The sequence below is a fragment of the Moorella glycerini genome (genome assembly GCF_009735625.1).
GTDB lineage: Bacteria > Bacillota > DSM-521 > Neomoorellales > Neomoorellaceae > Neomoorella > Neomoorella glycerini.
Window position 1 is genome coordinate 2,697,236 of sequence record NZ_CP046244.1, and the last position, 22,789, is coordinate 2,720,024.

A 22,789-nucleotide genomic window follows, 5' to 3' on the forward strand; every position below is an offset into this window, starting at 1 on the left:
ATGAAAACTTACAATGTCGCTGTGGTTGGAACAGGGGCCGTAGGCCAGACCATGCTCAAGGTCTTGGAGGAGAGAAATTTTCCCGTTGGCAAGCTGAAGGTCCTGGCTACCAGCCGTTCGGCGGGCAAGACCGTGACCTTCAGGGGCGAAGAGTACGTCATCGAGGAGACCACGCCGGCCTCCTTTGCCGGGATCGACGTAGCCCTTTTTGCCGGCGGCGAAGCCAGCAAGATTTACGGCCGGACGGCGGTGGAGGCCGGGGCGGTAGTGATAGACAACAGCAATAATTTCCGTATGGATCCCGAGGTGCCTCTGGTGGTACCGGAGGTCAACCCCCGGGACGTCCGCTGGCATAAAGGGTTAATTGCCAATCCCAACTGCTCCACCATCCAGATGGTGGTGGCTTTAAAACCCATCTATGATGCTGCCGGTATCAAGCGGATTGTTGTTTCCACCTACCAGGCTGTTTCCGGGGCCGGCCAGGAAGCCATTGATGAGCTGCGGCAGCAGACGCAGCAGGTACTGGCCGGGGAAGTGGTAACAGGTAAGGTTTTTCCCTGGCAGATCGCCTTCAACTGCCTGCCCCAAATTGATGTCTTCCTGGAGAACGGTTACAGCAAAGAAGAAATGAAAATGGTTAATGAAACTAAAAAGATCATGGGGGATGACCAGATCCAGGTCACAGCCACTACGGTGCGGGTGCCGGTCTTTAACGGTCACTCGGAGGCGGTCAACGTGGAGACGCGGGAAAAACTGACGGTAGCGGCAGCGAGGGAACTCCTGCGCCGGGCGCCGGGGGTCGTGGTGGTGGATGACCTGGAAGCCAAGGCCTATCCCCTGGCCATCCAGGCCGACGGCCGGGATGAAGTCTTTGTCGGCCGCATCCGGGAAGACTTTTCCATCGCCAATGGACTGAATATGTGGGTGGTAGCCGATAATTTACGTAAAGGTGCGGCGACCAATGCCATCCAGATTGCGGAATTGCTGGTGCAGGAGGGCCTTCTTTAAATAGATGTGAGGTGACGGTCATGAAGGTCCTGGTCCAGAAGTTTGGCGGTTCATCGGTAGCCACCCCGGAACAGCGTTTAATGGTGGCCCGGCATATTGAAAGGGCGTGCCGGGCCGGCTACCGGGTGGCCGTCGTCGTTTCGGCCATGGGCCGCCGGGGGGCACCCTATGCTACTGATACTTTACTGGATTTGCTGGGCGATAACCCGGTTTCCCCCAGGGAACGCGACCTGCTCCTGGCCTGCGGGGAGATTATTGCCGGTGTGGTTTTGAGCGCTACTTTACAGGGACGGGGTATAGAGGCCGTTTTTCTCACCGGCGGCCAGGCCGGCATTATTACCGATGCCCGCTTTAATGATGCCCGTATCCTCAGGGTGGAACCCCGGCGGGTCCAGTCCTACCTGGAGCAGGATCAGGTAGTGGTGGTGGCCGGTTTCCAGGGGGTTACCGAGGCCGGGGAAATCACTACCCTGGGCCGGGGCGGCAGCGATACTACGGCCGCGGCTTTAGGCGTGGCCCTGAAGGCGGAAGCAGTGGAGATATTCACCGACGTCGATGGCCTCAAGACGGCCGACCCCCGCATCGTTAGCGATGCCAGGACCTTGAGTACCATTACCTATACGGAAGTCTGCCAGATGGCCTATGAAGGGGCAAAAGTAATCCACCCCCGCGCGGTGGAAATTGCCAGGGAGGGAAATATACCCTTAAAGATAAAATCCACCTTTAGCGACGGGCCGGGCACCCTGGTGGTGGCCTGGCAGCCGGCTCCCAGTGGCGTGCATATCAGCCGCGACCGGGTAATTACAGGTATCACCCATATGGCGGGCCTGACCCAGCTCAGGGTTACTATACCAGAAGGGGAAGGGGCCGAAGCTGTTTTCCAGACCCTGGCCCAGAATAACATCAGTGTCGACTTTATTAACGTCTTTCCCGAAGAGCTGGTCTTTACGGTTGCTGCCGGCGCTGCCGGGCGGGCCGTGGAGCTGATTGAGGGACTGGGCCTTGGCGTTACGGCCCGCCCTGGCTGTGCCAAGGTGGCTGCAGTGGGGGCCGGTATGCGCGGTGTACCCGGGGTCATGGCGACCATTGTCACCGCCCTGAACCGCGCGGGGATAAAGATTTTACAATCGGCCGATTCTTATACATCGATATGGTGCCTGGTAGACCAGGCCGACATGGAGCGGGCCGTGCAGGTCCTGCACCGGGAATTCAAGCTGAATGATGAAGAGACGGGCGAGGTGAAAGCGTATGCCGTGGGGTAGAATCCTCACAGCTATGGTGACCCCTTTTACAGCAGATGGTAAATTAGACCTGGACGGTGCTAAAAAACTCGCCGCCTACCTGGTAGACCATGGCAGCGACGGCCTGGTGGTGGCCGGCACCACCGGGGAATCGCCGACATTGAGCCATGAGGAAAAAATAGCCCTATTCCGGGCCGTTAAAGAAGCAGTGGGAGGCAGGGCGGCAGTCATTGCCGGTACAGGTACCAACTCCACCGCCGCTAGCATCGAGCTTTCGCGGGAGGCAGAAGCCCTGGGGGTAGACGGCCTGATGCTGGTGGTACCCTATTACAACCGCCCCTCCCAGGAGGGCCTGTACCAGCATTTTCGGGCCATTGCCGGGGCCGTTTCCCTGCCTATTATATTGTATAATATACCTTCCCGGACGGGGCGCAACATGGATGCGGCTACAACCTTACGCCTGGCGGAGATTAAAAATATCGTCGCCGTAAAGGAAGCTAGCGGCGACCTGGACCAGGCGACGGCCATTCTCAGGGAGGCGCGGCCTGATTTTCTCCTGTACAGCGGTGACGACGCCCTGACTTTGCCTTTAATGGCCGTGGGCGGGTATGGCATTATCAGCGTCGCGGCCCATGTGGTGGGCGACAAGATGCAGGCCATGGTTAGGGCCTTTGTGAGCGGCGATGTGGCCGGGGCGGCGGCCCTGCACCGAGAGCTCTTCCCCTTATTTAAAGCCCTCTTTATTACCAGCAACCCCGTACCGGTGAAGGAAGCCTTGCAAATGCTGGGCCTCCCGGCCGGGCCGGTACGCTTGCCCTTAGTCGGGGCCAGCCCGGCGGAGAAGGAAAAAATCGCCGCGGCCCTGGAAGCAGCGGGCCTGTTACGGGCTGGTTAATGTTGCGGGATAAGGACTTTTGAGGTATAATAAATGTAGCTGGTTTTGAACGTGGGGGTTAACACCGGGCCGGCGGCAGCAGGCCCGGTCTTTAATTGTGGACGCATGGAGGTGGATTAATGGGCGAAAATGAGCAAAAGGTTTCTTTAATACCCCTGGGCGGCCTCGGGGAAATAGGCAAGAACATGATGGCGATCAGGTACGGGAACAACATACTGGTCGTTGATTGTGGCCTGACCTTTCCCGAGGAAGAAATGCTGGGCGTTGACGCGGTCATACCCGATTACAGCTACCTGCTGGAACACCGGCAAATGGTGAAGGGGATTATCGTTACCCATGGCCACGAAGATCATATCGGCGCCTTACCCTATGTGCTGAAGGACTTGAATGTACCCGTGTATGGTACCAGGTTGACCCTGGCCCTGCTCCAGGCCAAGTTGAAGGAGCAGGGGAACTTGAACGGGGTCAAATTACAGCAGGTTAAGCCCCGGGATACGTTAAGAATTGGCCCCTTCAAGGTGGAGTTTATCCATGTCAGCCATTCCATTGCCGATACCGTGGCCCTGGCCATCCACACGCCGGTGGGGACCATAGTGCATACCAGCGACTTTAAGATTGACCACACGCCCATCGATGGTGAAGTGTTCGATTTCTACAAATTTGCCCGGCTGGGGGAAGAGGGCGTCCTGGTGTTATTGTCCGACAGCACCAATGTCGAGCGCCCGGGTTTCACCATGTCCGAAAGGGTGGTCGGCGAAACCTTTGATGAAGTGTTTCGCCAGGCCAGGGAGCGCATTATTGTCGCCAGCTTCGCTTCCAATGTGCACCGGTTGCAGCAGATAATCTCTACCGCCTACAAGTATAATCGTAAAGTAGCCGTGGTCGGGCGGAGCATGGTCAACGTCGTTAACATAGCCCTTGAGCTGGGCTATCTGGATATCCCTGAAGATACCCTGGTGGATTTAAGCGAGCTGGCTTACCTGCCTAAAAACAGGACGGTGATTATCTCTACCGGCAGCCAGGGAGAACCCATGTCGGCCCTGACCCGCATGGCCAGGAATGATCACCGCCAGATCGAAATTGTTCCCGGTGATACGGTAATTATTTCGGCTTTACCTATTCCCGGCAATGAAAAACTGGTGGCGCGGACGGTTGATCAGCTCTTTAAGCAGGGGGCTGATGTTTACCACGAAGCCATAGATGGGGTCCACGTTTCCGGCCACGCCAGCCAGGAAGAGCTGAAGCTGGTCTTAAACCTGGTTAAACCCAAATTCTTTGTCCCCGTCCACGGCGAATACCGCATGCTCATCAAGCATGCCCGCCTGGCGGAAGAACTTGGTATACCGCCGGAGAATATCTTCGTGGCGGAAAATGGCCAGGTACTGGAGTTTACCCGTGAGCGGGGGGCCATTACGGGCCGGGTGCCGGCCGGGAGGCTCCTGGTGGACGGCCTGGGTGTGGGCGATGTGGGTAATATTGTCCTGCGGGACCGGAAGCAGCTGGCCCAGGACGGCCTTTTGATTGTCGTCGTCACTTTAAGCAAAGAAACTGGGGCCGTCATTGCCGGGCCGGATATTGTCTCCCGGGGCTTTGTCTATGTCCGGGAGGCCGAGGAACTGCTGGAGGAGGCCAAAGAAAAGGTCCGCCAGACCCTGGACAAATGCGAAGAACGCAGGGTAACTGACTGGGCTACCATCAAAGGCAATATCCGCGACAATTTGAGCAAGTTCCTCTTTGAGAAAACCAGGCGTCGTCCCATGATCCTGCCGATTATCATGGAGGTGTAATTTTTACACCGGGTGCCGGAAGGCCCCGGTTCTTTTTTCAGACCCGGGTAAGATATAGAATTCCGGCAAGGAAACCCCTAAAATCTGTCGAAATAGAAGCTTGAGATAGGAAATAAAACAAGGTACACCAGTTAAGATTGAGGTCGCAACAGGAGTGTTGCCGGAATGAAAATGGTTAACCCGCGGCTGACATTTAAAAAAGAGGCAATTATTTTTCCATTGCTTGCTGATTGCTGGTACACCTCCCCAATGGAAAGCTTCTTCAAAACATTGAAGACGGAACTCGTACATCATCGCCGTTTTAAAAGCCGGGCAGAAGCCAAGCTAGAAATTTTCGAGTATACCGAGGTTTTTTATAACCGGTTCAGGTTACATTCAGCTCTCGGGTATGAGACACCGGAAGAATTCAAGAAAAACTATGATAACCTGAAAAAAGTGGCTTAAGTTGGTGTCCTATTAAACGGGGGAAGTCCAAGCTCAAAGTGTTCGGCCGGGTGCCCGACAAAGAAGAGATCAAGAAATGGATCCAGGAGGAAATAAGCCAGTAATTGCTGGGCCACGGGTTGCTCTATACTGCCCGTGGCCCAGTTCTATTCCCACGTTTATGGTGTCAAGGTGTTTTTTCAGGTGTGAGTTACCAGAGACAGGCTATTGCTCTTAAGCCGAGTTTACAGGAAAATAATTATAGAAGGGGTCGGTTATCATGAGTAAGGTCGTGATTGCCCTTGATGAGGAAGAGTAGCTAATGCTGCAACGCACCTGTCTGGATAAAGAGGCCGGTGAGGTACTGGAAGGAGGGCACTGTCAGTGATATTCACCTGGCGGTTAAGGTTAATTTTCCTCCTGGCGCTTATTTCGCTCATCTTGCTGTTGTCAGGCTGTGCTAAAACAAACCGTGAGGGGATAATCAAACTCAACGATTTACGCAGCGATTACCCGGGGGCCAGTTATAACGGCCCTGCTGCGGCGGCGGAATTAAAGCGCCCCTTGCGCCTGGCCGCTGCACCGGTGATTTCGCCGGAAGAGGGCTACCAGGCTTACACAGATTTAGCCAGGTATTTGGAAGATTACCTGGAATACCCGGTCGAGTTTATCACCCGCCAGACTTATGCCGAAGTAAATCTCCTCATGAATTCAGGTGACATCGACATAGCCTTTATTTGCACCTATGCCTATGTCAAAGGCCAGCGTGATTTCGGCATGGAACTGGTAGCTGCTTCCGAAGTGGGCGGGAGGGCGAAGTATGCTTCCTATATTATAGTCCCTAAATCCAGCCCGGTGAAGGATTTCGCGGGCCTGAAAGGCCGACGTTTTGCTTTTTCCGATCCCATGTCCATGAGCGGGCGCCTGGTGCCCCTTTATTATATCCAGCAGAAGGGCGAGAGGCCGGAAACCTTCTTTCAGAGTTATATTTTTACCTACAGCCATGACAAGTCCATCAGGGCCGTGGCCGACGGCATCGTAGATGGAGCTGCCGTTGACAGCCTGGTATATGAGGCCTTTGCTAAAAAGCATCCGGATATAGCCGCCAAAGTTAAAATTATCCAAAGGTCCGACGACTTTGCCTCTCCGCCCGTAGTGATGCGCCCGGGCCTGGATCCGGCCCTGAAGGCGAAGGTCAGGGAAGCTTTTTTGCAAATGGATAGGAAGGAAAACGGGCGCAAAGTTTTAAACGAACTGGGAATGGAGCGCTTTACAGCCATCAACGATGAGGCCTATAATTCGGTAAGGGAAATCGCCCGTAAGGTGGGGTATCCGTGAACTCCGGCCATGATTTAAGAGAAAAGCTTCGCGTTATAGGTGCTAACCTTAGCTTTCGCTATAAAATTTTGGTTTTAGTCCTGGCGATAATTATATTTATGGGCCTGGTCATGACCCTCCAGGCCAGGGCCGTCCTGGGAATTTCCCTGGGCCAGCAACTGGACCAGCGTTCTCTGGCAACAGCCAGGGCTGTAGCCGCCCAGGGCAGCGAGCTGATTCTCACCGGTAACCTTTATGGCCTGCACCAGATGCTGATTGATATGCAGGCCAGCGGGAAGGATATCCGTTATATATTTATCCAGGACTCCTGGGGCCGCGTTCTTTCCCATACCTTTAACGGCGGTTTCCCCGTGGATCTGCTGGCCTATAACCAGCTCCCGCCGGGAAAAAAGGAAAGCCAGCAGTTATTGTTGACGGATGAGGGGTTAATTCACGACGCTGCTGTGCCGATCTTTGGCGGCCGGCTAGGGGTGGTCCGTGTTGGCCTTTCCGAAGTGGGCTTGCGGCAGGCTGTGTTTGCTGCCACAGCACGATTTGTGATGATGATCACTATTTTTTCCATTTTATTTATAGTTATGGCCTATCTGTTAACTGCCATTCTAACCAAACCGATCCGGGAACTGGTAGGGGCCACCAGGGCGGTGGCCCAGGGAAATTTGGACACCCCTGTAGCTGTCTCCGGGCATGATGAATTCGGCCTTCTGGCCGCCTCCTTTAACCGCATGATCGAAAGCTTGCGCCGCTCGCGAGCTGAGATTGAAGAACTGAGTAATTTACGCTCCGAACTTCTCGATAGGGTAGTTACCGCCCAAGAAGCCGAGCGGCGGCGTATCGCCCGGGAATTGCACGATGATGCCGGAGGCGCCCTGACGGCCATTCTCTTACGTTTAAAGGCCCTGGAGGATAAAGTGTCAGGGGAGAAGGAAGTAGCCGGGTCCCTGGCCGAAATCAGGGCCGCCTTAGGAGAGGCCATGGCCGGGTTACGGCGCCTGGCCCTGGAACTTCGGCCTGCTGTTTTTGACGAGCTAGGTCTTACCGGTGCCCTGCAACAAATAGCGCGCGATTACAGCGATAAATTTAACCTTAAAATCCACCTGGCCGCCAGAGGGGTGGAGGAACGCCTGCCGCCGAAAGCAGAACTGGCCATTTACCGCATTGTCCAGGAAGCCCTGAATAACGTTATTAAACATGCTGGAGCCTCGGAAGTTAGTATCCTTCTGGAACCGCGCGGTGAGGTCCTGCGTCTGATTGTCGAGGATAACGGCCGGGGTTTTGATCTGGAAGCAAGTGGCTATAAAAAGGGGCTGGGGCTCTTTAGCATGCGCGAGCGGGCCACCCTACTGGGAGGAAAGGTGATTATCGAGTCAACGCCTGGACGGGGGACGGCTATTTATGTCGATATCCCCTTAACCGCCTGAAGGGCGGGGAGGTGTAAGCATGGAGTTCACCGGTAAAATCAGGATTGTCATAGCCGATGATCACAGCGTCGTTAGGGCCGGTCTGCGTTATTTAATCAATGCCGAAGCCGATATGCAGGTGGTAGGTGAGGCCGTTGACGGTGATCAGGCTATTAAATTAACACGGGAATTGTCGCCCCACGTCCTACTCCTGGACATCAGTATGCCCTTCTGCAACGGGTTTACGGTGGTGGAACGGATTGCGGCCGAGATGCCGCCGGTAAAGGTTTTGGTCCTCTCCATGCATGAAGATCGTGAGTATGTTGAGAAGGCCCTGGCCTCGGGAGCGGCGGGTTATATAGTCAAGAGGGCTGCGGATAATGACCTGATCACCGCCATCAGGGTAGTTTACCAGGGTGGCGTGTTCATTCATCCCCTGGTAGCCAGGTTTTTAGTCGACGCCCTACAACATGGACTGAAGGTAAGGGGACACTCGGAGGGGAACCTTGAAGGCAGGAATGCCAATTTAACTTCGCGGGAGACAGAGGTATTGCGCCTGGTGGCTTTGGGTTACACTAATCACGAGATTGCCGAAGCCCTCGGCCTAAGCATCAAAACGGTAGAAAGTCACAAAGGTAATATTAGCCGCAAACTAAATCTTACCAGCCGGGCTGAACTGGTACGTTATGCCCTGCAGCAGGGATTGATACCCCGGGATTAAGGGTAAATTTTAGAGTTATGCGGTAGGATGCCTAAGGGAAAACCCTTAGGCATTTTTAATTCCAGGGATAACCCTGATTGGCCGGGGTGGGAAAAGACAAGATAATTGTGATAGAGGGCACAGTAACGCCCCTGTCAACTATGTAAAAGCAGAAAGGAGGCACAATGGTGGGCAAGGAAAGAAGAGAAGCCCGGGAGCCGGTAACCCGCAGAGAATTTCTCGCCAAAACGGCTACTGGAATGGTCCTGGGAGCCGTCAGTCTGGGAGTGCTTAACAGAAACCCTGCTTATGCCGCCGGGACAATGGCCGCACCCGTGGTCGGCCCTGATTCCCGGGCTACGGCTGTTAAAGAGTGGCCGGTTAAAAGCGACTGGGAAAACAAGATCCGCCGCCTGGAGCAGGACCTGGAAAGGGCCCTGGGCAAGCCCGTGGAGCAGCGGAAATGGGGTATGGTAATTGATTTGCGCCGCTGTGTCGGCTGCAGGGCCTGTACGGTAGCTTGCAAGGCCGAAAACCACTTGCCACCGGGGGTCGTCTACCGGCCGGTCATGGAGGAAGAAAGGGGTACCTACCCTGAAGTACAGCGCCAGTTCCTGCCCCGGCCCTGCATGCACTGCGAAAAACCACCCTGTGTTGCCGTCTGTCCGGTGAAAGCCACCTATAAACGGCCCGACGGTATTGTGGCCATCGATTATAACCGTTGCATAGGTTGCCGTTACTGCCTGGCGGCCTGCCCGTACGGCGCCCGTTCTTTTGACTCTGGGCGGTTCTATACCCAGGATACGCCGCTGCTAGAACCTTACGAAAGCGAACCGGCGCTGGAATATGGCAAGCAGTGGCCGCGCCAGAAGGGTCGTTCACCCATAGGTAACGCCCGTAAGTGCACCTTTTGCCTGCACCGGTTACAAACCGGCCAGCTACCGGCCTGTGTCACCACCTGCCTGGGCGGCGCGACCTGCTTTGGCGACCTCAACGACCCCCGGAGCATGGTCCGAGAGTGGCTGGCCAGGGAAGGCTTAATGCGTTTGAAAGAGGAACTTGGTACGGAACCCCAGGTTTATTACCTGACCTGACGGGAGGTGAAGTTATGAAAAAAATAAGTTGGATAATTACCATAGCAGCTTTGCTGGTCGGCGCCATCGGGGTCTACCACTATCTGGTTTTTGGTGAACAAGCGGCAGGTTATTCCAGCGCCGTCCCCTGGGGACTGGGAGTGGCTACCTATATGCTAGCTAGTGGTTTATCCGCTGGGGTCTACCTCATCACTAGCCTGGTTTACATTTGCAGCGTAAAAGAGCTGGAGCCGTTCAGGCGGGTGGGTCTTGTGGCGGCCCTGTCGGCTTTGCTCGCCGCCCTGGTCGCCATTGGCCTGGACCTGGGACACCTGGGACGGGCCTGGCGGGTCTTTATTAGCCCCAATCCCCACTCACCCATGGCCTGGATGGTCTGGTTGTATACTATTTATTTACTCCTCCTCATACTCCAGCTTTATTTCGACAGTCGCGGCGATTCATCACCAGCACCAGACGCAGGGACGACAGAGATACCTGGAGATAAGCGGCCGGGGCGTTACCTGGCTATCATCGGCGTGCTGGTAGCGCTGGCCTTCAGCGGCGGCCTGGGCGCTTTGCTGGGTGTGGTCCAGGCCAGGCCCTACTGGAGCAATCCTCTCTTACCGGTTATGTTTTTAGTTGCTGCCCTGGCTTCCGGTTCCGCCCTGCTTACCTTTATAGTTGGGGTGGTAAATCCCGGCCAGCATGCTGAGGAAACCGGCCGGGCCATCAACCTTCTGGCCCGGATTGTTGTCGGGCTCCTGGTTTTTTACCTCCTCTTTGAACTGGTGGAAATGCTGCTGGGCAGCTACTACCTTTCCCCCTCCCATGCTCTACCGTACCAGCTAATCCTGACCGGTCCTAACTGGTGGATCTTCTGGATCGTCCATCTGGTGGTGGGCGCCTTAATCCCGGTGCTTTTACTGGTGCGGAGCAATATCACTGCTAAGACCGCAGGTTGGGCTGGCTTCTTGATCACCTTGGGTTTCCTCGGGGTACGCTACAACATCGTCGTGCCAGGCTTACTGGCGCCGCCTTTCCCGGCCCTGCCGGCCGCCTACAGCGAACCTGGGCTGGTTTACACCTATGTACCCACCCAGAGCGAATGGCTGGTAGTACTTTTTGTCCTGGCCCTGGGTGCATTTATCTTTAAGCTGGGAATAGAGTACCTGCCGTTCAACCGTCGCCCGGACCGGGTGGTAACCCCGCCGGCCCGTCACGTGAAAACAGGTGCCGATCTGTCCCGTTAATACTCGTAGAGGAGGTGTATCCCATGAGCATTAAAATCGGACGGAGGGAGTTTTTAAAAACCTCAGCCTTGTTGGGTGGTGCAGCCTTGTTAGCGGCTGAGGCCCCTTCTATGGCAGGTCAGAAAGGGAGTGTAGCGGCCAGCCCGAAAGGAAACCAGGATGGCCAGTACGACCTAGCCCGGGCCGAGAATATGGTTTATGGTGTCTGCCTGCAGTGCAACACCCAATGCACGTTAAAGGGCAAACTGAGTAATGGTGTCCTGGTCAAGCTGGATGGTAACCCCTACAGCCCGGTCAATTATTACCCCCAGATACCTTACAATACCTCCCCCGAGGTAGCGGCCAAAATTGATGGCCGGCTTTGTCCCAAGGGCCAGGCCGGCGTCCAGACCCTGTATGACCCTTACCGGATTGTCAAAGTGCTCAAACGCAACGGCCCCCGGGGTTCCAATAGATGGAGAACCATTCCCTTTGATCAGGCCATTAAAGAGATTGTTAATGGCGGCAAGCTTTTTGCCGAAATCGGCGAGGACAGGATAGTACCAGGTTTTAAAGACGTTTTTGCCCTCAAAGATCCTGCAGTCTTCAAGGCGATGGCTGAAGATGCTGCCAGGGTGGCCAAGAAAGAGATGTCCCTGGCGGATTTCAAAACTAAACATGCCGCCAACCTGGATCTGTTACTTGATCCCGACCACCCGGATTTAGGCCCGAAAAATAACCAGTTTGTATTTATGGCCGGGCGTATTGAGCCGGGCCGCAGCGACTGGACCAAGCGCTTTGTCCTTAACAGCTTCGGTTCGGTTAACTGGTTCGAGCATACCACCATCTGCGAGCAGAGCCATCACGTGGCTTACAAGTGGGCTGCGGCCCAGTACAGCGACGGCAAGTGGACACCGGGCCCAACCCACATGAAGCCCGATTTTCGCTGGTCGCGATTTGTCATTTTCTGGGGTACCGGCGCCTTTGAGGCTAATTTCGGCCCCACGCCTATGGCCGAGCAGATTACCCGTTCCCTGGTAGAAAAGGGCCTGAAGATAGCCGTAGTGGACCCGCGTTTCTCCAAGACTGCCGCCCATGCCCACTGGTGGATACCTGTCAAGCCAGGCGGGGACCTGGCCCTGGCCCTGGCCATGATCCAGTGGATTATTGACAACAAGCGCTATGACAGCAAGGCCCTGGAAAACGCCAACCTGGCGGCTGCCGCTAAGGACGGGGAAAAGTCCTGGACCAATGCCACCTGGCTGGTCAAAATCGATCCGGACGGCCAGCCGGGAGCTTTTTTAAGAGCCAGTGAGGCCGGCCTGGCTGACGCCGAAAAGGGCAAGGATCTCTTTGTTGTATCTCGCAACGGCCAACTGGTAGCCGTTAATCCCGAGGACAAGGATAAACCCGTTGAAGGCGATCTCTTTGTTACCACCGAGGTTAATGGCATCAAAGTTAAATCGGCCCTAACAATCCTCAAGGAACAGGCCAGTTCCAGAAACCTGGAGGATCTGGCTGCCGAGGCCGGTATACCGGCCGACGCGATCGTTAATCTCGCCAGGGAATTTACCAGCTACGGCAAACAGGCCGCCATTGACTTCTACCGCGGGGCCGTCCAGCACACCAATGGCTATTACACCGCCCAGGCGATTATCATCCTTAACCTCCTCATCGGCAATATGGACTGGCGTGGCGGGCTGACTGCGGGCGGCGGTTCCTGGGCCGCCGGCGGGGGCAAACCGGGCCAGCCCTTTGATCTCGGCAAGATGCATACCGGGAAAATAACACCCTGGGGGATCAAGCTTACCCGTGAAGGCGCCTACTACGATCGCAGCACTTTGTTTAACGGCTTCCCGGCGGAAAGACCCTGGTTTCCCTTGACTTCCGATGTGTACCAGGAGATTATCCCGGCGGCCGGGGCAGGCTATCCTTATCCTATAAAAATCCTCTGGCTCCATATGGGTACCCCAGTCCTGGCGGCGCCGGCCGGAGCTGAACAGATTAAGATTTTATGCGATACTGAGCGCATACCGTTATTTATTGCCGACGATATTGTCATCGGCGAGACTTCTATGTATGCCGATTATATTTTCCCCGACCTCACTTATCTGGAACGCTGGGCCTTTCTGGGCGCCCCGCCTTCCACGACTACCAAAGTTACCAAGTTCCGCCAGCCCATCGCCGCTCCTATTCCCGAAACAGTCAAGGTTTTCGGGGAGGAGATGCCTGTTTCCGTCGAGGCGGTGATGCTGGCCATAGCGGAAGCTTTAGGGTTGCCGGGTTATGGAAAAGATGGTTTTGCACCCGGCTGGGACTTTAAAAGGCCGGAAGATTATTATCTCAAGGCGGCGGCCAACCTGGCCTACGGCGATAAGCCCGGCGAAGAAGTCCCCGACGCCGACGACCGTGAACTGGCAGTTTTTAAAGCGGCACGCCGCCATTTGCCGCCGGCCGTATTTAATGAAGCCGCCTGGCGGCGGGCGGTGGGCGAAGACCGCTGGCGCAAAACCGTTTATGTCCTCAACCGCGGCGGCCGCTTTGAAGATGCTGCTAATACCTCTGCAAGCAAATACGTCGAGCATCCCTTCGGCAAGCTGATGAATATTTATGTTGAACCCGTGGCGACAACGCGGGACAGCATTACAGGCAAGTTGTTTGCTGGTGTGCCGCAGCTAGAGCCTATCCGCAACAGCGACGGGACGCCGGTACAGGATGAAGATTATCCCCTCCATCTCATAACCTTTAAGGAGATTTTTGGCGGCCAGTCGCGTACGGCGGGCAACTACTGGGGACAAGTGGCCCTTTTACCGCAAAACTTTGTCTTAATGCACCGCTCTGACGGTGCCCGCCTGGGCCTGCGCGACGGCGACCGGGTAAAGCTTATCTCTCGAACCAACCCTGATGGTAAGCTGGACCTGGGCCCCGCCAGCGTTGAGGCGGTGCAGGGTAAAGTTAAACTTATCGAGGGGATCAGGCCCGGTGTCATTGCCGCTTCCTGGCACTATGGCCACTGGGCCTACGGCGCCCGGGACGTCGTTATCGACGGCCGAGTTGTCAAAGGCGACGCGCGGCGAAGAGGAGGTCTGTGTCCCAATCCTGTGATGCTCCTCGATACGCGGATGAAAACCACCTGCCTGACCGATCCCATCGGCGGCAGCGCTTCCTTCTATGATACGAAGGTTAAAGTGCAAAAAGTATAAAGACCTGGTACAGCAACTCTTGTTTATAGGCGGTAGGTTCGTCCACAAGTGGATCTTTCTCTAGGTAAACAAACGCCAGGGCCGGGAGAATAAAAATAACGGAGACGGGTGATGAGCCCTTCTCCGTTATTTTTATTCCTTGGGGAGATGTTACCGCAGGTCGATGCTTTTTAATTCCCGCAACCGCTGAAGCCCGAGTTCGACAGTTGCTAGGTGAATAATAAGCGCAACAGCTTGTTGCGCAAGGGTTTCAGGGATCGGCTTTTTGGGCGCGTGTTACTAGGGACCCTTTCTGGCCTTTGTTTCGACCGCGATTATTTGCGGCGGTTCCTTTATCCCAAGGGTCTTGAAGATATGCTGCTGTGGCGGGGTTGTTTCCGTCCTTTGGAGTACCCTGCCCTCAGGACCAACAAATTCGCCCAGGTGCATGCGTTCCAGGGTCTGGCGGATGTTCCGCCAGCTATCCTGCACTTTCGTTTCAGCTACCCGGATTAGGAGCAGTCCCAGCCAGCACAGGAGGACGTGAGCATGGATGCGGTCGCTCAGGCGATGATAGACCGGCCGCAGCTCTAAGGACTGCTTCATGGTGCGGAAGGCATCCTCTACCTCAAGCAGTTGCTTGTAGCCGAGGGCCACGTCTTCAGCACTTATGGTATCGTCCGAGGTTCTTAAAAGGTATTTGCCGTCCAGCTTCTCTTCAGCTTTCACCCTGGCCGCATCGATATAGGGTTGTCCCTTCTTGTCGGTCTTGAGATAGCGGCCATAAGTGGGATGGGCAATGAGCTGGCAGCAGGCTTTAGTATGGGGTTCGCCTTTGAGGTCCCCAATGGCCGCTAATTCTTCCTTGAGGCGGGCCAGGATTTTCTCCCGCTCCAGTCTGTCTTTTTCTGCTTCTTTAGGGTTACGTACCAGGATATATCGTACCCTTTTTTCGCCGTCGCCGACGATAACTTCTTTAACTTCAAGGTTATCCTTGACAGTTTTGTAACGGCCCGGCCGGGCAAGGGCCTCTGCCACCGTATCCTTGCCGCTGCGCATCTTTTCGCCGGCAATGTAGTGGCCGCCGGCGCGCTGGAGGTAACGAAGGTTGTCTTCCGAAGCAAAACCGCGGTCGACAACAGTAATGACCCGGCCCAGTTGCCAGCCCACCAGGTCCTTTTTGACTTGCTCGATTACCGCCATGTCGGCGGTGTTACCCGGCCAGACCCAGCAGCGTACCGGCAGGCCCTCCCTGGTGACAGCCAGGCCGATTACCACCTGGGGTAAATCCGGCCGGTGGTCCTTGGAGTTGCCTTTACGCCGAAGGTGCTGCTTATGGTCCTCCGGATTATCCTCCTCTTCCACTTCAAAGTAGGTGGAGGTGGTATCGAAGTACAGGAGATCGACTTCCAGGTTGAAGAGGTGGGCCACGGAGAAGAAGATATCCTTTTGCAGTTCTTCAGCAGCCTCCAGTAAGAAGTCCATGGCTCGGTAAAGGTTTTGCACCGGCACGTCCGGGAGGCCGGGAATGAAAACATCGTGGCTGACCCAATCCTCGGTCTTAAGTTTACTGGCCGGGTTCAAAGCCCGGTTGGCTACCATAGCGAAGATGGCTCGTTCTACCGGCGCCTGGAACTTACGTTTGGCCAGCAGCCCGGCTAAAACGCGGTTGATACCCAGCTGGTTCCAGAGCTCGTTTAACACCCAGGCGCCACCTATAGGCCGGCTGGAGACAAAAGTTAGGGGAGCGCTGCCGTTTAACTCTGCCTGGGTGCGTAAAGCCTCTTCCGGTCCCAAAAAACGCGTAATACTCTTTACCAGGCGGACCAGGGCTTCCCGGTCTACATCCTCTTCGCGGCCGAAGTTGAAGAGTACTTTGGCTTTCGGGTAGCCGGCCTTGGGGTCCCAGACGTTGTGGGCAAGCTGGATATAACGGACAACAGAGCCGTCCTTGTTTTTGCGGGAAATAGTTCTTATGTACATGTCTATATTATAGCGCATGTACTACATTACCATCAAGTTTTAATCCCGAAATCGTGTGCCTATGTGATTTTTGATTTTTGAGCTCTCCCAAGATCGGGAAACGTTGATTTATAAGGGTTCTTCATCTGAAAAGCAGTCATTTTTGCCTAGCAACTGTCGAACTCGGGTGAAGGAATGAAAGGCTTGCTTGGATCTGGCCCTAATCATCGGTTTGCAAGATAATTTCTCGAGATTTTCAACAATACCATTCAGTTGGCCAAAGGGTATTCCTAATAAATTTTCGCTGTCTTCAATGTTGGTCGCCTCCCGGCAACCGAAACAACCCAGGCTGCAATTTATTTTTCCTGTCACAAAGGGGATTACCGTTGCATCAACGCATGTTGCCTGGAATATTGCCGAGTTAAATTCTAGCCGTTCGCCGGTTTCATAGATAGAAGCCAGTGCCAGCCACATGAGATGCTCTGGCAAGGATTCCACTACCACGACATCCGGCTGGATTTCAATACTTGCCAGCGGGCTTAAAACAACGCCCCGGTATTCTCCCGGGTTCAGCCTGGTCATGCCGCCCATGGCATTCTTGCCTGCTTCTGGAGTCGCAAAAAGGCCCATGTTGTAAAGCATCTGGCCTGTTGCTAGTACTTCCGGCAAGGGCTTTAAGCCAAAGGCGGCTGCCGAGGCCGGGCAGGAGATATTTTCGGCCGTTATCAGTATCTTTTCACCGTTTCCCGCTCGCATCAATGCTTGGCAGTATCTGGTTTTGGTTTCCCCGTCATATTGATCTTTAAGGACCTGCTTATCCGCATCCTTGATAAATTTAACGCCTACCGGTTCCCTTTTGAGGTTTAAGATTTCTTTCATTTTCGAAGCCAATTCGGCAGGACCGGCCATCATGTTCCCTCCCTTTACAAATTTTTCCTCTCGCACAATCTTTTATTTTTTTCCATTTCCGAGAGCCTTTCCAGGTCCTTAAGGGCGGCGGGATACTCTTGAATATGGGAAATGATTTTTTCTAAAATCTCTTTGGATAACTGGTTGTCAATCCTTAGATGATAAAAAATCCACTGCCCTTGCCGCTCGTCCCTTACATATCCTAAATCCCGCAATTTGGCGAGGTGCCTAGAAACTTTGGGTTGAGAAACCTGTAATATATTGGATATTTCACAGACGCACAGCTCTTTGCGGTAAAGCAGCAGCAAAATTCTCAGCCTTGTTTCATCAGCCAAGATCTTGAATAACTCCTGTAAACGGTCCATAGCTCACTCTCTTAGCTTGCAAAATACTTTTCTATGCTATTTTTTACCTTTGCTTCCACTTCGTCCATACCTGTTTCATCGGCGAAGTTTTTGTTTTTAGCAATGCCGAAATCGCCGGTCAGGACAATTTCTTCATAATCAGTAATGCCTACTTTATCAAGGGCTTTAGAGGAACACTTCATGGGACAACCGTTTAAAGCAATAAAATGGTCATTGGCCTTGGCCATATCAATGATTGAAGGAATTGCCAGAGGAAGACCCAGGGAACATACCATGCTGATTTTTTCGTTGTCTACAAATTTGAGGGCTACTTTATGAGTCATATTTCCCACATTACAGGCGCCCTGACAGGGTAGAATACCTAATTTACGCGTAGCCATTTTTAATTCCCCCTAAAAAATATATATACGTATATCAGTATATAAGTATAATAAACTTTAGCTTAGGAATTGTCAAGTAGAAAGTGTAAATGAATTGATGTTGTTTATAATGTGCCTTTATAGGAAAATAATAATAAGCTACTTTATTATAGCGGAATTATAGCAAAGGAGCTGGTACCATGGGTAAAGTTTTGATTGCCCTCAACGAGGAAGAGCAGCTAATGCTGCAACGCATCTGCCTGGATAAAGATGCCGAAGAGGCCCTGGAATTCGTATTGCAGAAAATCGCCCCCAAGATACCCAAAAAAATTCCCTGCCTGGCGGGAGTGCTGATGCAACCCGAAAGGTAGGAGGGCGAGTTAGAAGGTTTTAATAAGAAGATGGCAGCAAAATCCCCTTGACTTTTAAAATCACCATAATATAATATAACCAAAAAATTAATTAGTTATCAACTTATGGAGGGAGGACAATGAAAACGGCTATTTCTTTTTTGGCGAGGCTTTGGTTAAGCAAGGGCTCAGTTACATTGAACGGGAACCGGAGAAAAACCTTGCCAAGCTGTTAAATTGGGCCGAGCACCTGGCGCCGCATCCGGTACATAAAGATCAGATTCGTAGGGCCAAAGATGTCTTAAGCGACCCGGAGAGCAACTGGCATCAATTAGTAATGCGGGTTTTTAAGGAGTTAAATCCCAGGGCGCGCCAGAAAGTGATCACCAATTTTTTATTAAATTCCTGGCTAATTGGTATTCCCAGGCAACGGGCTATATCGGAAAAAGAAGATTTTAATGTTCCTTATGCGATTCTTGTGGATCTTACTGCGCGGTGTAATCTGCGCTGCCGCGGCTGCTGGGCCGGGGATTATGAACAGGGTTATCAATTAGAACTGGATTTGGTTGAACGCTTGTTAAAAGAAGCCCAGGAGCTGGGGATCTACTTTTTGGTATTGTCTGGTGGCGAGCCGCTGGTGAGGACGAGCGATGTCCTGTATCTGGCCTCTACTTTCCCGGAAATGGTCTTTCATGTTTATACCAACGGGACTTTGATAAGTGAACAAATGGCTGATAATGTAGCGACCCTTGGCAACCTGACTTTTGCCATCAGTTTGGAGGGTTTTGAAGAACAGACAGATGAACGCCGCGGAAAAGGGGTATATAAAAAAGTAATGCGGGCTATGGACATCTTGCGGGAGCGGGGTATTCCCTTCGGCTTTTCCGCAACGTATACCCGCGAAAATACCGAAGCTATTGCCAGCGATGCCTTTGTTGATTTAATGATAGATAAGGGATGCTTATTTGGCTGGCTTTTTACGTATGTGCCGGTAGGACGCGATGCCGATCTGGAGTTGATGGCCACACCGTGGCAAAGGGCCTTAATGTTCTCCAGGGTCCAAACCTGGCGGCAAACAAAGCCGATAGCAGTTTTTGATTTCTGGAACGATGGCGCGCTTACCGGTGGTTGCATAGCCGGCGGGCGGCGCTATTTCCATATCAATGCTGCCGGTGAGGTTGAACCTTGCGCCTTTATTCACTACAGTACGGTTAATATTCGCGACGTATCCCTGCGCGAAGCCCTGCGCTCGCCGCTAATGCGGGCTTATCAGAAACGCCAGCCTTTTAATTCCAATATGTTGCGACCGTGCCCGTTAATTGATAACCCCCAGTCTCTGGCAGATATTATCGCGGAAACAGGGGCTATTAACACCCAGAGTCATGCTGTGAACGCAAAAGTTATGGCCGATTCCCTGATGGACTATGCTTCCGCCTGGGGAAAGCTTGCTGATGAATTGTGGGAAAAATATTCCGGGTAACAGTAAGCGGGCAAGCGACAATAGTTAAACCTGAAAACCGGGAAGGGCAGGATGGGAGCTATGAAGAAGTATAATATCTTGCTCATTCAACCGCGCCCGGGTAAAGGGCTGGGGTTTAAGGACCTGGCGGTTATTGAGCCTCTGGGCCTGGAGATGGTGGCTGCAGCTCTGGAAGGAGAAGGCCATCAGGTAGCCATTGTCGATTTATTTAATCCTGCCGATTTGCCTAAGGCGCTCCAGACTTATCAACCGCAGTTGTGCGGTATTAACTGCTCTTTTACCATCGACGTTTATCGTACCCTGGCCATTGCCCGGGCAATTAAAGATACAAATCCTGCAATTAAAATTTTTGTTGGCGGGCATCACGCCTCATTAAACCCTGCGGATTTCAAGGACCCGGCCATAGACTGCCTGGTAATCGGCGAGGGCGAAATAACTGCCGTGGAACTCGTTAATTGCTGGGCCAAAGAAGGCGATCTGACCCAGGTGGCCGGGCTGATTATCAACCATCATAATCGTCAGTTTGCCACTTGCGCCCGGCCCCTAATTGATGATCTGGATATCTTACCCCTTCCAGCGCGGCATTTAATAAAGCCTTATATAAATAAATATTTTTTAGGTTTGGCTAAACCGGTTAGCGCCGTTGAGACGGCGCGTGGCTGCCCTTTTCACTGCAATTTTTGCAGTGTGTGGCGTTTCTATCAAGGCAAATGCCGGCGTAAAAGCGTGGAACGTGCGGTTGAGGAAATAGCTGTTCTGCCCGCCCGCCGGGTTTTAATAACCGATGATAATTTTTTGGCTGACGTAAGACGAGCCATGGCTATTGGCACAAAATTAAAGGAACAGGGCGTGAAGAAAAATTATATCTTCCAGGCCCGGAGTGATACCATTGTCAACCACCCGGAAGTCATCGATTTATGGCAGGAAATTGGCTTGACTTCCGTCTTTATCGGTTTTGAAAAGATTACTGAAGAAGCCCTGCAGCAGGTAGAAAAGCATAATTCAGTACGTAATAACGAAAAGGCCCTGGCGATGCTCAAAAGCCGCGGGATTAATGTTATTGCCTCATTTATCGTTGACCCCGATTTTTCTGAACAAGATTTTGAGCAGTTACGGCAGTATATTATAGAAAAGCGCATTCAAACGCCCTCGTTTTCTATTTTGACCCCCCTGCCCGGTACCGAACTGTATGACCAGGTAAGCAATAAACTGGGCTTTACCAACTGGGAACAATTTGATCTCTTACATGCCGTTCTGCCCACCGGGTTGCCGCCGTCGATATTTTACCAGCAATTTGCCTCTCTTTATGCTACAGCCTACCACCGGTTTGATTTAGTAAGAAATAATGCCTGGGGGGCAATAAAGGCTATTTTAAGGCGAGACATTTCCATCAGTCACCTTATAAAAATATGGCGGTCTTTTCGCCGTTTCGCCAGGGCAGCATCTTACTGGCCATAGGGTTACGGGAGGATAAACTGGTCTAACCATGAGTAAATAGTAGTGGTATTAAAAGAGAAATATTATGGCTACCCAAAAACATGAGCGTAGACGGTGTCTTTTAGACATTGCCGGGTAGTTAGAGGAGGCATCATATTCATGCAAAAGAAGCCCGTTATTCTTTTTCTCTGTACCGGCAATTCTTGCCGCAGTCAGATGGCTGAAGGTTTCGCCCGGGCCCTGGGCGGGGACAAAGTGGAAGTTTATAGTGCAGGCATCGAGCCGGCCGGTCTGAACCCTCGCGCCGTGGCGGTTATGGCGGAAGCCGGCATCGATATTTCCCGGCAAGCCTCCGACCCCATCGATCCGGAAATCTTAAGCAAGGCTGACCTGATTGTCACCCTCTGCGGTGATGCCCGTGACAAATGTCCCGTGACCCCGTCGACCATTCGTCGCGAGCACTGGCCCCTCCGCGACCCTGCCAAGGCCGAAGGAGATGAGGAGGAAATAATGGCGGTTTTCCGTACCGTTCGGGACGAGATCCGGGAAAGGGTGACCCAGCTCCTGAAAGATATTTTTCGGTTGACAAGAAGTGATCTTAAAGATAGTATATAAGTAATAAAGAATAAAGTAATATAATCTTACGAAACAGGACGAGGTGGGTAAAAAGTGGAGAATCATGAGCATAACAATGATAGGCGTCTGCATCACCATGATCACCATCATCACCACAGCCATCTGGAAACAGGAACGGTAAACGGCCGGAACCTGGTGCTAACGATGCTGTTAAACCTGCTTATTACCGTTGTGGAAATAGTCGGAGGCTTACTGGCGGGAAGCCTTTCCCTGGTTTCCGATGCCCTGCACAACTTAAGTGATGCGGCGGCCGTGGCCATCAGCCTGGCGGCGTTACGTTTTTCCCGGCGGGGGGCAACGCTGGAAAAAACCTTCGGCTTTCAGCGTCTGGAGATTCTGGCCGCCCTGTTCAATTCCGCCGTGTTAATAGCGATTTCCCTTTTGCTTTTTAAGGAATCGGCAACCCGCTTACTACATCCCCAGGCTATCAATAGCTCATTGATGGTAGGTGTTGGGGTCGTCGGGTTATTAGCTAACACCCTGGCGGTCTTTCTCCTGCGGCGCGATGCCGGCCGGAGCCTGAATGTGCGGTCTTCTTACCTCCATTTATTCTCCGACGCTTTATCTTCAGTGGCTGTAGCAGCTGGCGGTATGGCGATCTATTTCTGGCATATCACCTGGATAGACCCCCTCTTGACAATATTAATCGGTCTGTATGTTTTGAAGGAAAGTTACGAAATTGTTTCTGATACAGTTCAAATTCTAATGGAAGGCACGCCAAAGGGCGTGAAGCTGGAGGAAATTTATAAGTCTGTCAAGAGCCTGCCGGGTATCCGCGACCTGCATCATGTCCATGTCTGGCAGCTCGGGGAGCGACAGATTAATTTCGAAGGCCACATCGACCTGGATAAGGATATATCTATCAGTGAATCGGAAAAGCTGCGCCGGGAAGTGGAAGCCACATTGCGTGACAAATTCGGCATCCAACACGTCATGCTCCAGATGGAATATGAAGGCTGTCCTGGGACGGGGCTTGTTCGTGATACCCGCAGTCAACTCATTTGAACTTGTAACCCTT

At 53.1% G+C, this 22,789-nt stretch carries 19 protein-coding genes and 1 pseudogene; 16 read left to right on the forward strand and 4 right to left on the reverse strand.

The window, feature by feature from the left end:
• From MGLY_RS13390 to MGLY_RS13440, 11 genes and pseudogenes are all read left to right on the forward strand, one after another.
• Positions 1–1,008 (forward strand): aspartate-semialdehyde dehydrogenase, encoded by a 1,008-nt coding sequence (locus MGLY_RS13390; protein WP_156274591.1) that lies wholly within the window; start codon positions 1–3, stop codon positions 1,006–1,008.
• Between the two features lie 20 nt (positions 1,009–1,028).
• Positions 1,029–2,270, forward strand: a complete 1,242-nt coding sequence (gene dapG, locus MGLY_RS13395) for an aspartate kinase (protein WP_156276467.1) — start codon at positions 1,029–1,031, stop codon at positions 2,268–2,270.
• Positions 2,257–3,144, forward strand: a complete 888-nt coding sequence (gene dapA / locus MGLY_RS13400; RefSeq protein ID WP_156274593.1) for a 4-hydroxy-tetrahydrodipicolinate synthase — start codon at positions 2,257–2,259, stop codon at positions 3,142–3,144. The genes dapG and dapA overlap by 14 nt, the downstream gene beginning before the upstream one ends.
• Positions 3,145–3,263: 119 nt before the next feature.
• The gene (locus MGLY_RS13405) at positions 3,264–4,931 is read left to right on the forward strand and encodes a ribonuclease J (RefSeq protein WP_156274595.1); all 1,668 of its coding nucleotides are present in this window, start codon (positions 3,264–3,266) and stop codon (positions 4,929–4,931) included.
• A 246-nt stretch (positions 4,932–5,177) separates the two neighbouring features.
• Positions 5,178–5,375: pseudogene (locus MGLY_RS13410) on the forward strand (IS3 family transposase); the annotation flags it as partial.
• A gap of 363 nt (positions 5,376–5,738) precedes the next feature.
• The gene (locus MGLY_RS13415; RefSeq protein ID WP_170291087.1) at positions 5,739–6,692 is read left to right on the forward strand and encodes a substrate-binding domain-containing protein; all 954 of its coding nucleotides are present in this window, start codon (positions 5,739–5,741) and stop codon (positions 6,690–6,692) included.
• 68 nt (positions 6,693–6,760) lie between these two features.
• Positions 6,761–8,110 (forward strand): HAMP domain-containing sensor histidine kinase, encoded by a 1,350-nt coding sequence (locus MGLY_RS13420; protein WP_156274601.1) that lies wholly within the window; start codon positions 6,761–6,763, stop codon positions 8,108–8,110.
• 19 nt (positions 8,111–8,129) lie between these two features.
• Positions 8,130–8,810 (forward strand): response regulator transcription factor, encoded by a 681-nt coding sequence (locus MGLY_RS13425; protein ID WP_156274603.1) that lies wholly within the window; start codon positions 8,130–8,132, stop codon positions 8,808–8,810.
• 164 nt (positions 8,811–8,974) lie between these two features.
• Positions 8,975–9,883, forward strand: coding sequence for a 4Fe-4S dicluster domain-containing protein (locus MGLY_RS13430; RefSeq protein WP_156274605.1), 909 nt, complete (start codon positions 8,975–8,977; stop codon positions 9,881–9,883).
• A gap of 14 nt (positions 9,884–9,897) precedes the next feature.
• Positions 9,898–11,112: an NrfD/PsrC family molybdoenzyme membrane anchor subunit gene (gene nrfD / locus MGLY_RS13435; protein WP_156274607.1), complete on the forward strand. Its 1,215-nt coding sequence runs from the start codon at positions 9,898–9,900 to the stop codon at positions 11,110–11,112.
• Between the two features lie 23 nt (positions 11,113–11,135).
• On the forward strand, positions 11,136–14,294 hold the full coding sequence (locus MGLY_RS13440) for a molybdopterin-dependent oxidoreductase (protein ID WP_156274609.1): 3,159 nt from the start codon (positions 11,136–11,138) through the stop codon (positions 14,292–14,294).
• A 279-nt stretch (positions 14,295–14,573) separates the two neighbouring features.
• Here MGLY_RS13440 and MGLY_RS13445 read toward each other — a convergent pair whose 3' ends face one another.
• From MGLY_RS13445 to MGLY_RS13460, 4 genes are all read right to left on the reverse strand, one after another.
• Entirely contained in the window at positions 14,574–16,256 is a 1,683-nt protein-coding gene (locus MGLY_RS13445; RefSeq protein WP_422880108.1) for an IS1634 family transposase, read from the reverse strand.
• Between the two features lie 108 nt (positions 16,257–16,364).
• The gene (locus tag MGLY_RS13450) at positions 16,365–17,144 is read right to left on the reverse strand and encodes a DUF169 domain-containing protein (protein ID WP_156276469.1); all 780 of its coding nucleotides are present in this window, start codon (positions 17,142–17,144) and stop codon (positions 16,365–16,367) included.
• 14 nt (positions 17,145–17,158) lie between these two features.
• Positions 17,159–17,509: an ArsR/SmtB family transcription factor gene (locus MGLY_RS18865; RefSeq protein ID WP_156274611.1), complete on the reverse strand. Its 351-nt coding sequence runs from the start codon at positions 17,507–17,509 to the stop codon at positions 17,159–17,161.
• Between the two features lie 11 nt (positions 17,510–17,520).
• A complete protein-coding gene (locus MGLY_RS13460) occupies positions 17,521–17,889 on the reverse strand; it encodes a putative zinc-binding protein (RefSeq protein WP_156274613.1) in 369 nt (122 codons plus the stop codon).
• A 179-nt stretch (positions 17,890–18,068) separates the two neighbouring features.
• On the opposite strand from MGLY_RS13460, the gene MGLY_RS13465 reads away from it, so the two are divergent.
• The 5 genes from MGLY_RS13465 (at position 18,069) to MGLY_RS13485 (ending at position 22,776) form a co-directional block, all read left to right on the forward strand.
• Positions 18,069–18,239 carry a hypothetical protein gene (locus tag MGLY_RS13465; RefSeq protein ID WP_156274615.1) on the forward strand — a complete coding sequence of 57 codons (171 nt, stop codon included), beginning with the start codon at positions 18,069–18,071 and terminating at the stop codon, positions 18,237–18,239.
• A gap of 151 nt (positions 18,240–18,390) precedes the next feature.
• Positions 18,391–19,698, forward strand: coding sequence for a radical SAM protein (locus tag MGLY_RS13470; protein ID WP_211661900.1), 1,308 nt, complete (start codon positions 18,391–18,393; stop codon positions 19,696–19,698).
• A gap of 60 nt (positions 19,699–19,758) precedes the next feature.
• A complete protein-coding gene (locus MGLY_RS13475) occupies positions 19,759–21,156 on the forward strand; it encodes a B12-binding domain-containing radical SAM protein (protein WP_170291089.1) in 1,398 nt (465 codons plus the stop codon).
• Between the two features lie 138 nt (positions 21,157–21,294).
• The gene (arsC, locus tag MGLY_RS13480) at positions 21,295–21,750 is read left to right on the forward strand and encodes an arsenate reductase (thioredoxin) (RefSeq protein ID WP_156274621.1); all 456 of its coding nucleotides are present in this window, start codon (positions 21,295–21,297) and stop codon (positions 21,748–21,750) included.
• Positions 21,751–21,804: 54 nt separating this feature from the next.
• A complete protein-coding gene (locus MGLY_RS13485; protein ID WP_246187333.1) occupies positions 21,805–22,776 on the forward strand; it encodes a cation diffusion facilitator family transporter in 972 nt (323 codons plus the stop codon).
• Positions 22,777–22,789 lie beyond the last annotated feature (13 nt).